Genomic DNA, 12,289 nt, shown 5'->3' on the forward strand with positions numbered 1-12,289 from the left:
GTACCGCCTACCTTCTTATTCTAAAATCTTAAACTTATCTGCTAATGATTGTGTCATTCTATCAATAATAATTGCAATTACTACAATAGCCAGTCCTGCTTCTGTTCCTTTGGCAATATCTAGTCTGTTAATGGAGAGAAGTACTTGTTCTCCAAGTCCTCTTGCTCCGATCATAGATGCCACTACCACCATAGACATGGCCATCATAGTTGTTTGATTGACTCCAGTCATAATGGTTGGAAGAGCTTGAGGAAGTTCTACTTTAAACAGAATTTGCATAGGGCTCGATCCAAAGGAATGAGCAGCTTCTACCATCTCTTTAGATACATTTCTAATGGCAAGATTGGTAAGACGAATAATAGGAGCTACTGCATAAATAGTAGTTGCAAATACCCCTGGAACTTTTCCAAGTCCAAATAACATACTTGCAGGAATTAAATATACAAAGGTTGGCATAGTCTGCATTCCATCTAATATAGGCCTCATGATCATTTCTATCTTTTCACTATAGGCCATCCATATGCCTAATGGAATTCCAATGAGTAAAGAAATGATGACAGACGTTAAAACTACTGCAAGAGTAGACATCATAAGCTCCCAAAGCCCAAATGTTCCTATCAAAAACAACATGGCTCCATATATGATTCCTGATGAGAGTTTTTTCATGCGCCACCCTAGGATAAAAACTGCCAATATGACAAACCACCAAGGTAACCATTGTAAAAAGATTTCTACTTTCATTAAAAACCATAAAATACTTTCTTTGATGGTATCAAAAAATGTTCCATAATTTTGAATTAGATATTTTACAAATTTATCTACATACTTTCCAATTTCAATTCTTAATGTATTAGGAAATGAATTCATTCATTTCACCTCTTTTCTATTTTACTGCATCTTTTACTTTGTTTGCCACTTCATCAGATACCCACTTTGTCCATATCTCTTCATGTTCCTTTATAAACCATTTTGCAGCCTCGTCCGCCTCTACTTCATTGTCTTGCATAAAAGCTAAAGCATCGCTGGTAATTTTGCTGCTTGTTTTATATTGTTTCAAAAATTCCACTACATCTGGGGCTTTCTTCTCTAAAGTTTTATTTGCGGCAATGCTTACTTTTACTGGGGGGAAAGCACACGCATAACCTTTGTCCCATAATTTTTCATCATAAGACACATCTTCTAAAAGTGTCATATCATATTTTCCCGTAATCCAAGTAGGTTCCCAATAATATCCAACCCATGGTTCTCCTTTTTCATAAGCTGCTGCAATAGAAGAAGCTAGCGCTGAATCAGAACCTGGACTAAAATAAATGTATTCTTTATCTAATCCATAGGTCTTAATTTTTTCTCTCATAATCTTGTCTACATCCCATCCTGGAATGGCACCATATATTCTTCCCTTTGAAGGGTCTTCTTCATCCTTAAAAACCTTAGGGTATTTTAAAAGGTCTTGTACAGATTTTAAATCTGGCGTTATAGGTTTGATTCCTCTTTCCTTGTCTCCTTTGATCATATACGTAGGTACATAAAACCCTTGTGCATTATCATCATAATTTATAGATAATTCAACAATATCTCCACTTTCTATAGCCTCATCATAATCAGATAAAAGAGTACTCCAACCTTCCATATAGATGTCTATATCTCCTCTTCTAAGTCCTGTAAAGGTTGCCGGCGTTGACCCTCTTGTAATATCTGTCTTGTATCCAAATCCATTTTCAATAATTATTTTTGCTACTTCATTATGAAAGGTAAAACTATCCCACCCTGCATCTCCTAAAATTAATTTTGGTTTTTCATTTGCTCCTTCACTTTGTCCTCCTCCACAAGCTGTTAGTCCAATCATAGAAAAAGCTATAACCAGAATCATGAAAATTTTAAAATTCTTTTCTTTTCTCAGAAAATTCATCTTATCATATTCCTCCCTTGTATTTTTGAATTCTATATATTAAATTATTATAATCAATTTTTCTTTATCTCAAACTACCTATCCTCAATTAGAGAATAATACGTACTACAAAAACGCCAACTTTTTTTAAAAATGGCATAACAACTTTACATCTTGATTAGAAAATTCGAGTATTCCTATGAAAACTTTTCTTGTTTGGTAATTATGATAGGTTTTGTAGGCATTTCTATAAATCATTTAATAGACAAGATTTTTAGATAATCATACACAAGTGTGTATGTTTATATACGAAATTTTATATATTAGTATTTCAATGTCTCATAGTATATCATAAAAATAAAGCGTTGTCAAAATTATCTAAAACATACCATTTATTTTCCTACTAAAAAATGGTATAATAAATCAAATCTTTTGTATGGAGTGATGATGAATGGAGGTTAGAATTTCTTTAGGGGATCTAGGGATTTTCTTTTTAGGAGGGGCATTTTTCATTTTACTTATTTATGGGATTATCCTCTTAAAAAACTTGAATGATACATTAAATATGGTAAAAAAAGTAATAGGAAATAATGAACAAAACATTGATCAAGTTTTAGAAGAAGCACCTTCTATCGCAAAGAATATTGAAAGCTTAAGTCATGATCTTTCTCATAATGTAAAAGCTGCGCAAAGTACATTTGATCAAATTTTAGGTACTACAGAAATAGCCGCTTCTAAGGTTTCAGATCATACAGATCTATTATCTAGTCTCATGGGAATAGTTCAGGCCATTTATACTATTAAAGAATTTTTTGAATCAAAAAAAAGAGGACTTTAAGAGAAGAAAATCAAGATAACTTTTCTTCTCTTTGTGATTCTTTTTGAACACATCTTTTTATATATTCTAATACTCTTTCTCTCTGAGGAGGTAATTCTCCAAAAAATATTTCTTTTCTTAAAGCTTCTAAAATCATTTCTCTCTTTTCTCTGCATATATTTTTAAAATTTGTTTTAATATCTTCTGGTGTCAATAAATCTTTTAGGGCTTGTACTTCTTTGAATCTAGTCAAATAACTATTTGCAAGATACTCTACATGAATTTTATACATACCCATTTCTTCATCTGGATGAAGAAGTTTTCTTGTGGCAACCACATCAGAAAGTCCTATAAGTAAAATATCTAACACTTCTTCTCCTAGCTTTTTAAATAAATCATAGGTTGCTCTTCCACTTACATCATTTCTTTTGTAAAGATTTAAAGTCCACATATGTTCTCTTACCATTTTGCAAAGATATTTTTTAGATGCTAAAGGCAATTGAAATCGGTTTGCTATATTTTCCATCATTTCTGTTCCCACTACTTCATGTCCTATAAATCTTGTTTTTCCTCTTTTGTCAATCCATTTTGCCCTAGGCTTTCCTATATCATGAAATAATGCTCCTAACTTTAATAGCTGCATTCTTGTATGCCCACCAGGTAAAATTTCTTTGATATGCTCCTCATAAGCTTTTCCTATATATCCTTCAAAATATCCTTTTTCATAAATAATTTTTTCTATTTCTTTTAAAGTATATAAAGAATGGTCCCATGCATCTACTACATGATAATCACATTTTCCTACATTTTTCATAGGTAGAATTTCTGGAAATATATATTCAAATAAATTGAATTCTTCATCCATCATTTTAAAATATTCATAAGTATCTTTTTCCTTTAAGATCTCAAAAATTTCAAAAGCGATCTCATTCCCTGCTACTTTTTGTATCTCTTTTGCATTTTCTCTAATAAAAGTAGTCGTCTTTTCGTCTAAAGAAAGATCATATTGACTCATGAGACGTACAGCCTGTAATAGGCAAATAGGGTTTTCCTTACATATTTGAGGATCTATTATAGAAAGTATTTTCCTTTGATCATCTTTTATTAAAAAAAAAAGATTATTGAAAGTATTCACTGTATCCACCCCCTGCAATTATTCGGCAATTTTCGTTCTTATCTATCATATTAAATATTATACCCATACATGTCAATGTTAGTTTGGTATTTTCTTTATATAATTAAATTTATATTTCTTCACAATTTTCAAAATATTACTTTTTTGTTTATATGCCCTTTTTTTTAAAAATTTAGGTTGACTTTTATTTACAGTTTTGGTACTATTTAATTACAGCAAATTATGTCGAAAATTGTTGAAGAGAGGAAGTTGAAAAATGAAATCAACAGGTATTGTAAGAAAAGTAGATGAGTTAGGTAGAGTGGTTCTTCCAATAGAATTAAGAAGAACTTTAAACATCAAAGAAAAAGACGCTTTAGAAATTTTTGTCGATGGAGATCAAATCATTTTAAAGAAATACGAACCAGCTTGTATATTCTGTGGTCAAGCAAAAGATGTTCATAATTTTAAAGGAAAAAATATTTGCCCAGCCTGTATTGAAGAACTAAAGTAAATGATAAAATTCGCATGTTAATCTCTTAACATGCGAATTTTATTTTTCTCTTTCATATATTTGATGAATTTCTTCTGTATACGTACCATCCTCATTGTATACATACAAAGGATCCATAAACTTTAGTTCAGATCTTCCATATTTGACACACTCTATTAAAAAAATATTTGGCTTTTTATTTTTATTGGGATGAATAAATCTAATTTTTTTAGGCTCTAATCTATATTTTCTACATAAATAGATAATATCTACCAATCTATGAGGTCTATGAATCATATAAAAGTGTCCTCGATCCTTTAAAAGCTTGAATGCTTTAGAAATAATATCTTCTAATGTACATTTTACCTCATGTCTTGAGATAGCTTTTTTGCTTTCTGGATTGATCAGTCCTGCTCCTGCATTCATATATGGAGGGTTTGAAGTAACTGCATCAAAGGAATAAGCTTCTGTACACTCCAGTATGTCATTTAGATCTTTATGTATAATTTTTACTCGATCCTCTATTTTATTTAACTTTACACTTCTATTTGCCATATCTGCTACTTCTTGTTGTATTTCAACTCCTAAAATTTCTTTTGCATCTGTCTTTCCAGATAAAAGTATTGGGATAATTCCAGTTCCTGTTCCTAAATCTATGACTCTCCATCCTTTTTTGATTTCACAAAAATTACTAAGAAGTACTGCATCTATTCCAAAACAAAAACCTTCTGGATTTTGTATAAGCCTTAGTCCTCTACATTGTAAATCATCTACTCTTTCATATTCTTTTATCAATTCTTCTTTCATTTCTATCTCTCCTACTTATTCTGTCTCGCTTTTTCGATTTTTTGTATCATTTCTTCTTTGTCCATTACTTCCCAAGAAAAATCAGTAATCTTTCCTTTTTCATCTATTATATAAGTGAAAGGATATTTCCTTACCTTATATCCTATAGCTACATCTCCATTTATATCAAAAAGTACTGGAAATGTATATCCCTTTTCATCTAAAAAAGCATTTACTTCTTCCATATCTTTTTTCTCAGCAGCTAATACATTGACTGCCAATGTAACTACATCATCTTTTTCATATTTTTCATATACTTGCTGCAAATCCTTTAATTCTTTTACAGCATTAGGAGATTTTGTAGTAAAAAAATTAATCAAAACTACTTTTTCTTTTAAATCCGAAAGTCTAATTTCATTTCCTTCTCGATCTAAAAGGGTAAAATCATATGCTTGTTCTCCTACATATACCTCTGATTTTTTTGTGGTTTCTTCTTTTTTAATACTTTCTACTTCTTTCATATCTTTTAGGCATCCACTCATGGATAAACAGATTCCTAGGACCATACCAATCCATATCGATTTTTTTATCATATTTTCGCCTCCTTATATTTTATATGAAGGAAAATATACATATATTCTATGAAAATAGCATAGAAAAAGCCCCGGATGAGGGACTTTTTATTCAGGTCTTGGTGCATCTACAGGACATACATTGGCACAAGCTCCGCAATCAATACATCCTGATGCATCAATTACATATTTATCATCACCTGCACTAATAACACTCACAGGACATTCAGGCTCACATGCACCACAACTGATACATGCTTCTGTGATTATATATGCCATACATTTCACCTCCAAATATAGTGAAAAATCTATTCCTAAGTAAGTATATCCTAACCTTGCTTTTCTTATTCTTCTAGATGCTTAAGAGACTCTTCTATATCTTCTGTTTCTGCTTCTCCTCTTTGACAACAACAAGAATGTATTCTTTGTATCACCTTTTTATCATATATGGTTAAATCATCACTTAGTTTGTCTTCTTTTTCTGGTCTTTCTTCTATAATGAGTCTCACTTTTACACATTCTAATAATACATTATTATCTACTACAATACCTTTTCCATCTGGAGTAATTACTTTTTCTCCTATCTCTGGAAGATTTTCTCGTAGACATTGATAAGTATCATGCTCATATTTTAAACAACACATAAGCCTTCCACAAATTCCTGATATTTTTGTAGGATTTAAAGATAAATTTTGCTCCTTTGCCATTTTTATAGACACAGGTTCAAAATCCCCAAGCCAATTGGCACAACAAAGACCTCTCCCACAAGGACCCAATCCTCCGATCATCTTTGCTTCATCTCTTACTCCTATTTGTCTTAATTCTATACGAGTTTTAAAGACTGCAGCCAAATCTTTTACTAACTCTCTAAAATCTACTCTTCCATCTGCAGTAAAATAAAAGATTACTTTGTTGTTATCAAAAGTATACTCTACATCAATAAGCTTCATATCCAATTTATGAAGGATTATTTTTTCAAGACAAATTTCAAAAGCTGCCTTCTCTTTTTCTATATTTTGCTGATTTTGTATCTCATCTTCTAATGTAGCTACTCGAATTACTTTCTTTAAAGGTGCTACAATATCTTCCTCTAGAATTTCTTTGGGTCCTACAACCACTTCTCCAAACTCTATTCCTCTAGCAGTCTCTACAATTGCATTTTGTCCTTTTTGTATTTGTACTTCATCAGGATCAAAATAATAAATTTTCCCTGCTTTTTTAAATCGTATTCCTACAACAGTTACCATTTTATACCTCCTGCATAGCTAAAAGCATCATTTCTATAGCTAATTGAAAATTTACATTTGCTTTTATATCATTCTTTGTTTTTTCTATGATTTTTATCACATCAATTATCTTTTCATGAGATAAATCCCGTATATGATCTTTTAAAATTTCCTTTTGATCCAAGTTAATCAAAAATTTATCTGAATCAGTCTGAGAAAATAAAAGCATATCTCTATACCAAAAGATCATAAAATCTAGTATTTCATCTATATATTCTTTATGTTCCTTAAAAAATTCAAACATTTCAAAGGGATCCAAAGGATCTTTTTGAAGTAATTTTCCAATGATCTTGATAATTTCTTCTCTTCTTCTTTGAAATCCTTCTGATTCTTTTAAATTAATGGCCTTCCCTAAAATTCCATCAGAAAAAATAGCCATAATTCTTGCTTCTTGAAGATTTAGACCATATTTATTTTTTAAAATTTCTTCAATATATTTCTGTCCTACTTTATCTAATTTAATCATTTGACAACGAGACCTTATGGTAGGTAAAAGAATATTTGCATTTGTACTCATCAAAATAATCATCCCATATTCAGGAGGTTCTTCTAATGTTTTTAGTAATCTATTTTGAGCACTTGTAGTCATTGTATCTGCTTCTTTAATAAAATAAATCTTTTTATCAGATTCATAAGGCTTTTTATATAGATCCTGTTGAAATTCTTCAATTTGATGATTTTTAATGCTTTTTCCCTCAGGCTCAATCACTTTTATATCAGGATGATTATGTGTATTTACTTTTATACATGAGCTGCATTGATCACAAGCATCTCCAACTATATTTTCACATAAAATCCCTTTGGCAAAAGCTTGTGCCAATGTATTTTTCCCAATTCCTTTTGGTCCTTCAAATATATAAGCATGGGCAATTTTATTTTGGTGAATAGCATTTTTAAAATATTTTATAATTTTTTCTTGACCTGCAATCTCTTTAAAACTCATTTTTATTCCCCTTGCTATGCTTTTTCAAATTGCTCTACATCTACTACGAATATAGTAGCCCCTCCTACTTGTACTTCTACTGGATGACCTACAAATATTCCTGCATTTCCCATAATCGGAGTAGGAGCTGGAGCCATTTCTTTGCGGCTTTTACATTTTTCTTTAATAATATCAATCACTTGACTGACTTTTTCTTTCTCTACTCCTACCAATATAGTTGTATTACCTGATCTTAAAAAACCTCCAGTTGAAGATAGCTTTGTCACTCTATATCCCTCTTGTGTTAATTTTTTTACTAAATGCGGAGCATCCTCATCATGAATAATTGCAATAATTAATTTCATAGATTTTCTCCCCTTCCTAAAAATTTATATTTTAGAAACAATCATCTTATAAATTTCTTCGTGAATTTCTTCTATAGATTTTAAAGCATTCTCTTTCATACAATTAATTTTATTCCAATGATAATATTCACAAACCCATAATGCATTTTTATACGTTTTTTGAAGATATTTTGCATCTCTTTCATGAATATCCTTTTTTAATTCTCCTGTTATTTTATTGGATCTATTTTTCATCAAATCAATACTTGTTTGAATATCCACATCTAAAAAAAGTACTTCATTTGGAATGGGCAGCTTCATTTTAATAAATTCTAAATCCCAAAGCCAATCTAAAAAAACTTTTTTGTCTTCTATTTTTTCAAATTTTGAAGCTTGATGAACCATATTAGATGTAGTATATCGATCAGCGATCACAATGCCTCCATCTTCTAGAAATTCTTTCCACTCCATTCTATAGGAAGCAAATCGATCTACAGCATAAAATGTTGAAGCTGTATAAGGATTTACATCATCTGGCTTTTGTCCAAAATCTCCATTTAAATACATTTTGACTAATGCAGACGAATCACTATCATAATTAGGAAAAGTGATCTTTTTCACTTTTACTTTCTCTTCTAATAATCTTTTGTATATTTTTTCTGACTGCGTTGCTTTACCGCTTGCATCTACTCCTGATTCTATTACAAATAATTTCCCGTTCACCCTAGTCCTCCTGTAGCTTATCTATATTCTTTTTATTATTGTATCATATATCGTATCATAATTTCCTTAAAAATAGAAAAGCCATTAACATTTGTTAATGACCTCTACATTGAAATTAAAAATTTATGCCACATTTTCTTAAATAGAATATTATAATATTCATATTCTAAATCATCCTCTTTAATCTTTGTAATTTTTTGTTCACATTCTCTGCATATGTATTCATCTAAAAAATTTATATACTCTATCGTTTCCTCTTTACAAGTATAACAACGAACTCTTTGTGGATGCATAAGCTCACCAACCTTTTTATTCTCATTATGAACCTATATTTATTATTATATTCACAGAGAAGATGTCTCGTTATACTTTTTTTTATTCATTTATTTTCTAAAATTATCCACAACTTATTCATTTATATAATTTCCTAAAAAGTAAAAAAACCTATATTTTATAAATATAGGTTAATAACTTTTTTGAAAAGATAATATTGTATTTAAAATTTGTTGATTAGGTTCTATAATAAAAATATATTCACTGTTATCTCTTGTAAATTTGCCTACATACCAATGATCTGTACAACTACCTGATACAAATCGATATACTTTATTTTTTTTATCATTGATTTCATGAAGATTCATAGACTTATATGGCCTAAACTCTTCTAACTCACTTAATTTTAAAGCAAGAAAGATATGATTTGCTCTTCCAAATACCCTCTCCATAATAAGTTCATCTTCAATCAATTTATAATTTAAATAAGCAGAATGTCTATAAATAATAAATAAACAACCTATTACGGCTCCTATTAACGTAATGAGTCCTCCAATAGTGCCAATCACAGGATGATATGGACTCAGTAACTGTATCACTATATTCATAATGAATATAGGCATACAAATCATAAGTATAATCTTCCAAACCGAAAGCTCTTTTTGCTTGATAGTTTGCCGAATCAATGCCATATACTTTCTCCTTATTCACATAAGATTTCTTTCTATATTACATCATCATATCATCTTATGTTTTTTTTCGCAACTATCCACCTATTTTGCAGCTTTCATAGTTCTCTTCTTTCTTTTGATCTTTTTAGGAGTAACTCTATTCATAGATATTGTTCCTTTTTTCTTCTTTAGATCCTTTGTAGTAAGACTACACAAATAATATTGAAAACAGCCTATAGGAATACATATCATAATCAAAAAAATTATTTTTAAAATCATATCTCTCATCCTTACTTTAAGAATTTTTACCATAAACATACTTCTAATCTTCATATACTATATTCTATAAAGCTTTTCTTTTCCCTTTGTTGTATCATTAGTTCTTTTGTCCTATTTATTCTTTTATTGTCGAATCCAACCCTGTATGACCCTATATATTGTTTGGTCCTTGATAGATTACTACTATATATATTCGTGTTTTTTTTCATCAAAAAATTCGCATATTCCTCTCGAAATTGCTCATGGCGCCAACGAAATTCTTTCATTTCATTCAGAATTTCCGTTGCTTAAAATTTGATGAAAATCTAACTTTCTAAAGTTATCCACAATTTATTCATTTATATAATCTCCTAAAGAATAAAAAAAGCTCAGAATATTATTCTGAGCTTTTAAACCAGCGACGACCTACTCTCCCAGGGCGCTACCGCCCAAGTACCATCAGCGCTGAGGAGCTTAACTTCTGTGTTCGATATGGGAACAGGTGTAGCCTCCTCGCTATTGTCACTAGATGTGATACATAAATGTACCTTCAAAATTAAACAATGCAAAATCTGGTCAAGTCCTCGACCGATTAGTACCTATCAGCTAAAGACATTGCTGCCCTTACACCCTAGGCCTATCAACCAGATGGTCTATCTGGGGTCTTACCTTAAAAAGTGGGAAATCTCATCTTGAGGGAGGCTTCGCGCTTAGATGCCTTCAGCGCTTATCCCGTCCATACATAGCTACTCAGCCGTGCCGCTGGCGCGACAACTGATACACCAGAGGTATGTCCATCCCGGTCCTCTCGTACTAAGGACAGCTCCTCTCAAATTTCCTGCGCCCACAGCGGATAGGGACCGAACTGTCTCACGACGTTCTGAACCCAGCTCGCGTGCCTCTTTAATGGGCGAACAGCCCAACCCTTGGGACCTACTTCAGCCCCAGGATGAGACGAGCCGACATCGAGGTGCCAAACCTCCCCGTCGATGTGGACTCTTGGGGGAGATAAGCCTGTTATCCCCGGGGTAGCTTTTATCCGTTGAGCGATGGCCCTTCCACTCGGAACCACCGGATCACTAAGCCCGACTTTCGTCCTTGCTCGACCTGTATGTCTCGCAATCAAGCTCCCTTGTGCCTTTACACTCTACGCGCGATTTCCGACCGCGCTGAGGGAACCTTTGGGCGCCTCCGTTACTTTTTGGGAGGCGACCGCCCCAGTCAAACTGCCCACCTGACAATGTCCCAAGACAGGGTAACTGTCTATGGTTAGAACTTCAGTATTACAAGAGTGGTATCCCAACGTCGACTCCACACAGACTGGCGTCCATGTATCCAAGTCTCCCACCTATCCTGTACATGCAATACCGAAATCCAATGTCAGGCTACAGTAAAGCTCCACGGGGTCTTTCCGTCCTGCTGCGGGTAACCAGCATCTTCACTGGTACTACAATTTCACCGAGTCTATTGTTGAGACAGTGCCCAAATCGTTACGCCTTTCGTGCGGGTCGGAACTTACCCGACAAGGAATTTCGCTACCTTAGGACCGTTATAGTTACGGCCGCCGTTTACTGGGGCTTAAGTTCAGTGCTTCACTTACGTTAACACGTCCCCTTAACCTTCCAGCACCGGGCAGGCGTCAGCCCCTATACATCGTCTTTCGACTTAGCAGAGACCTGTGTTTTTGCTAAACAGTCGCTTGGGCCTATTCTCTGCGGCCACCTCGGGCTTTAACACCCTAACGTGGCACCCCTTCTCCCGAAGTTACGGGGTCATTTTGCCGAGTTCCTTAACAATAGTTCTCTCGCTCGCCTTAGGATTCTCTCCTCACCTACCTGTGTCGGTTTGCGGTACGGGCACCTAGGATCTCGCTAGAGGCTTTTCTTGACAGTGTGGAATCAGTAAGTTCGCTACTTAAATTTCGCTCCCCATCACCTTTTAGGATTGTCCATACGGATTTGCCTATATAGACTCCCTACGGGCTTAGACGCACACAACCAACGGTGCGCTTAACCTATCCTACTGTGTCACCCCATCACTCAAACGATCTTTGGTGGTACAGGAATATCAACCTGTTGTCCATCGCCTACAACTTTCGTTCTCGGCTTAGGTCCCGACTAACCCTGAGAGGACGACCCTTCC

15 protein-coding genes and 2 rRNA genes are annotated in these 12,289 nt (G+C 33.1%); 2 read left to right on the forward strand and 15 right to left on the reverse strand.

Annotation, left to right across the window (positions count from 1 at the left end; genetic code table 11):
- Positions 1 to 15: 15 nt before the first annotated feature.
- Positions 16 to 867: an ABC transporter permease gene (locus BN2409_RS01380; RefSeq protein WP_053954871.1), complete on the reverse strand. Its 852-nt coding sequence runs from the start codon at positions 865 to 867 to the stop codon at positions 16 to 18.
- Positions 868 to 883: 16 nt separating this feature from the next.
- On the reverse strand, positions 884 to 1,909 hold the full coding sequence (locus BN2409_RS01385) for an ABC transporter substrate-binding protein (protein ID WP_053954872.1): 1,026 nt from the start codon (positions 1,907 to 1,909) through the stop codon (positions 884 to 886).
- A 430-nt stretch (positions 1,910 to 2,339) separates the two neighbouring features.
- Here BN2409_RS01385 and BN2409_RS01390 point away from each other — a divergent pair, with 430 nt between their 5' ends.
- On the forward strand, positions 2,340 to 2,726 hold the full coding sequence (locus tag BN2409_RS01390) for a DUF948 domain-containing protein (protein ID WP_053954873.1): 387 nt from the start codon (positions 2,340 to 2,342) through the stop codon (positions 2,724 to 2,726).
- Between the two features lie 10 nt (positions 2,727 to 2,736).
- Here the strand turns inward: BN2409_RS01390 and BN2409_RS01395 are convergent, their stop codons facing one another.
- A complete protein-coding gene (locus BN2409_RS01395) occupies positions 2,737 to 3,840 on the reverse strand; it encodes an HD domain-containing protein (protein ID WP_053954874.1) in 1,104 nt (367 codons plus the stop codon).
- 256 nt (positions 3,841 to 4,096) lie between these two features.
- Here BN2409_RS01395 and BN2409_RS01400 point away from each other — a divergent pair, with 256 nt between their 5' ends.
- Complete coding sequence (locus BN2409_RS01400; protein WP_053954875.1) at positions 4,097 to 4,333, forward strand: AbrB/MazE/SpoVT family DNA-binding domain-containing protein; 237 nt, start codon at positions 4,097 to 4,099, stop codon at positions 4,331 to 4,333.
- 39 nt (positions 4,334 to 4,372) lie between these two features.
- Here the strand turns inward: BN2409_RS01400 and BN2409_RS01405 are convergent, their stop codons facing one another.
- From BN2409_RS01405 to BN2409_RS01460, 12 genes are all read right to left on the reverse strand, one after another.
- Positions 4,373 to 5,119, reverse strand: coding sequence for a tRNA1(Val) (adenine(37)-N6)-methyltransferase (locus BN2409_RS01405; protein WP_053954876.1), 747 nt, complete (start codon positions 5,117 to 5,119; stop codon positions 4,373 to 4,375).
- A gap of 11 nt (positions 5,120 to 5,130) precedes the next feature.
- On the reverse strand, positions 5,131 to 5,691 hold the full coding sequence (locus BN2409_RS01410; RefSeq protein WP_053954877.1) for a TlpA disulfide reductase family protein: 561 nt from the start codon (positions 5,689 to 5,691) through the stop codon (positions 5,131 to 5,133).
- Between the two features lie 87 nt (positions 5,692 to 5,778).
- Positions 5,779 to 5,949, reverse strand: a complete 171-nt coding sequence (locus tag BN2409_RS01415) for a DUF362 domain-containing protein (protein ID WP_053954878.1) — start codon at positions 5,947 to 5,949, stop codon at positions 5,779 to 5,781.
- 65 nt (positions 5,950 to 6,014) lie between these two features.
- Complete coding sequence (locus BN2409_RS01420; RefSeq protein WP_053954879.1) at positions 6,015 to 6,917, reverse strand: PSP1 domain-containing protein; 903 nt, start codon at positions 6,915 to 6,917, stop codon at positions 6,015 to 6,017.
- A gap of 1 nt (position 6,918) precedes the next feature.
- A complete protein-coding gene (gene holB / locus BN2409_RS01425; protein ID WP_053954880.1) occupies positions 6,919 to 7,899 on the reverse strand; it encodes a DNA polymerase III subunit delta' in 981 nt (326 codons plus the stop codon).
- Between the two features lie 14 nt (positions 7,900 to 7,913).
- On the reverse strand, positions 7,914 to 8,243 hold the full coding sequence (locus BN2409_RS01430; RefSeq protein ID WP_053954881.1) for a cyclic-di-AMP receptor: 330 nt from the start codon (positions 8,241 to 8,243) through the stop codon (positions 7,914 to 7,916).
- A gap of 24 nt (positions 8,244 to 8,267) precedes the next feature.
- Positions 8,268 to 8,945, reverse strand: coding sequence for a dTMP kinase (locus BN2409_RS01435; protein ID WP_053954882.1), 678 nt, complete (start codon positions 8,943 to 8,945; stop codon positions 8,268 to 8,270).
- Positions 8,946 to 9,049: 104 nt separating this feature from the next.
- A complete protein-coding gene (locus tag BN2409_RS01440) occupies positions 9,050 to 9,238 on the reverse strand; it encodes a sigma factor G inhibitor Gin (protein WP_053954883.1) in 189 nt (62 codons plus the stop codon).
- Positions 9,239 to 9,409: 171 nt separating this feature from the next.
- A complete protein-coding gene (locus tag BN2409_RS01445) occupies positions 9,410 to 9,910 on the reverse strand; it encodes a hypothetical protein (RefSeq protein WP_053954884.1) in 501 nt (166 codons plus the stop codon).
- An 81-nt stretch (positions 9,911 to 9,991) separates the two neighbouring features.
- Positions 9,992 to 10,222 carry a hypothetical protein gene (locus BN2409_RS01450; protein ID WP_199872888.1) on the reverse strand — a complete coding sequence of 77 codons (231 nt, stop codon included), beginning with the start codon at positions 10,220 to 10,222 and terminating at the stop codon, positions 9,992 to 9,994.
- A 338-nt stretch (positions 10,223 to 10,560) separates the two neighbouring features.
- Positions 10,561 to 10,677: ribosomal RNA gene (rrf, locus tag BN2409_RS01455) — 5S ribosomal RNA — on the reverse strand.
- Positions 10,678 to 10,719: 42 nt separating this feature from the next.
- Positions 10,720 to 12,289: ribosomal RNA gene (locus tag BN2409_RS01460) — 23S ribosomal RNA — on the reverse strand; the annotation flags it as partial.

This window comes from Inediibacterium massiliense (assembly GCF_001282725.1).
In the GTDB taxonomy this organism is placed as follows: domain Bacteria; phylum Bacillota; class Clostridia; order Peptostreptococcales; family Thermotaleaceae; genus Anaerophilus; species Anaerophilus massiliensis.

Bases quoted from the DNA above. Each gene is read 5' to 3' on its own strand.
- BN2409_RS01380 (WP_053954871.1), bottom strand. From the start codon at position 867: ATGAATTCATTTCCTAATACATTAAGAATTGAAATTGGAAAGTATGTA.
- BN2409_RS01385 (WP_053954872.1), bottom strand. From the start codon at position 1,909: ATGAATTTTCTGAGAAAAGAAAAGAATTTTAAAATTTTCATGATTCTG.
- BN2409_RS01390 (WP_053954873.1), top strand. From the start codon at position 2,340: ATGGAGGTTAGAATTTCTTTAGGGGATCTAGGGATTTTCTTTTTAGGA.
- BN2409_RS01400 (WP_053954875.1), top strand. From the start codon at position 4,097: ATGAAATCAACAGGTATTGTAAGAAAAGTAGATGAGTTAGGTAGAGTG.
- BN2409_RS01405 (WP_053954876.1), bottom strand. From the start codon at position 5,119: ATGAAAGAAGAATTGATAAAAGAATATGAAAGAGTAGATGATTTACAA.
- BN2409_RS01410 (WP_053954877.1), bottom strand. From the start codon at position 5,691: ATGATAAAAAAATCGATATGGATTGGTATGGTCCTAGGAATCTGTTTA.
- BN2409_RS01415 (WP_053954878.1), bottom strand. From the start codon at position 5,949: ATGGCATATATAATCACAGAAGCATGTATCAGTTGTGGTGCATGTGAG.
- BN2409_RS01420 (WP_053954879.1), bottom strand. From the start codon at position 6,917: ATGGTAACTGTTGTAGGAATACGATTTAAAAAAGCAGGGAAAATTTAT.
- holB (WP_053954880.1), bottom strand. From the start codon at position 7,899: ATGAGTTTTAAAGAGATTGCAGGTCAAGAAAAAATTATAAAATATTTT.
- BN2409_RS01430 (WP_053954881.1), bottom strand. From the start codon at position 8,243: ATGAAATTAATTATTGCAATTATTCATGATGAGGATGCTCCGCATTTA.
- BN2409_RS01440 (WP_053954883.1), bottom strand. From the start codon at position 9,238: ATGCATCCACAAAGAGTTCGTTGTTATACTTGTAAAGAGGAAACGATA.
- BN2409_RS01445 (WP_053954884.1), bottom strand. From the start codon at position 9,910: ATGGCATTGATTCGGCAAACTATCAAGCAAAAAGAGCTTTCGGTTTGG.
- BN2409_RS01450 (WP_199872888.1), bottom strand. From the start codon at position 10,222: ATGAAGATTAGAAGTATGTTTATGGTAAAAATTCTTAAAGTAAGGATG.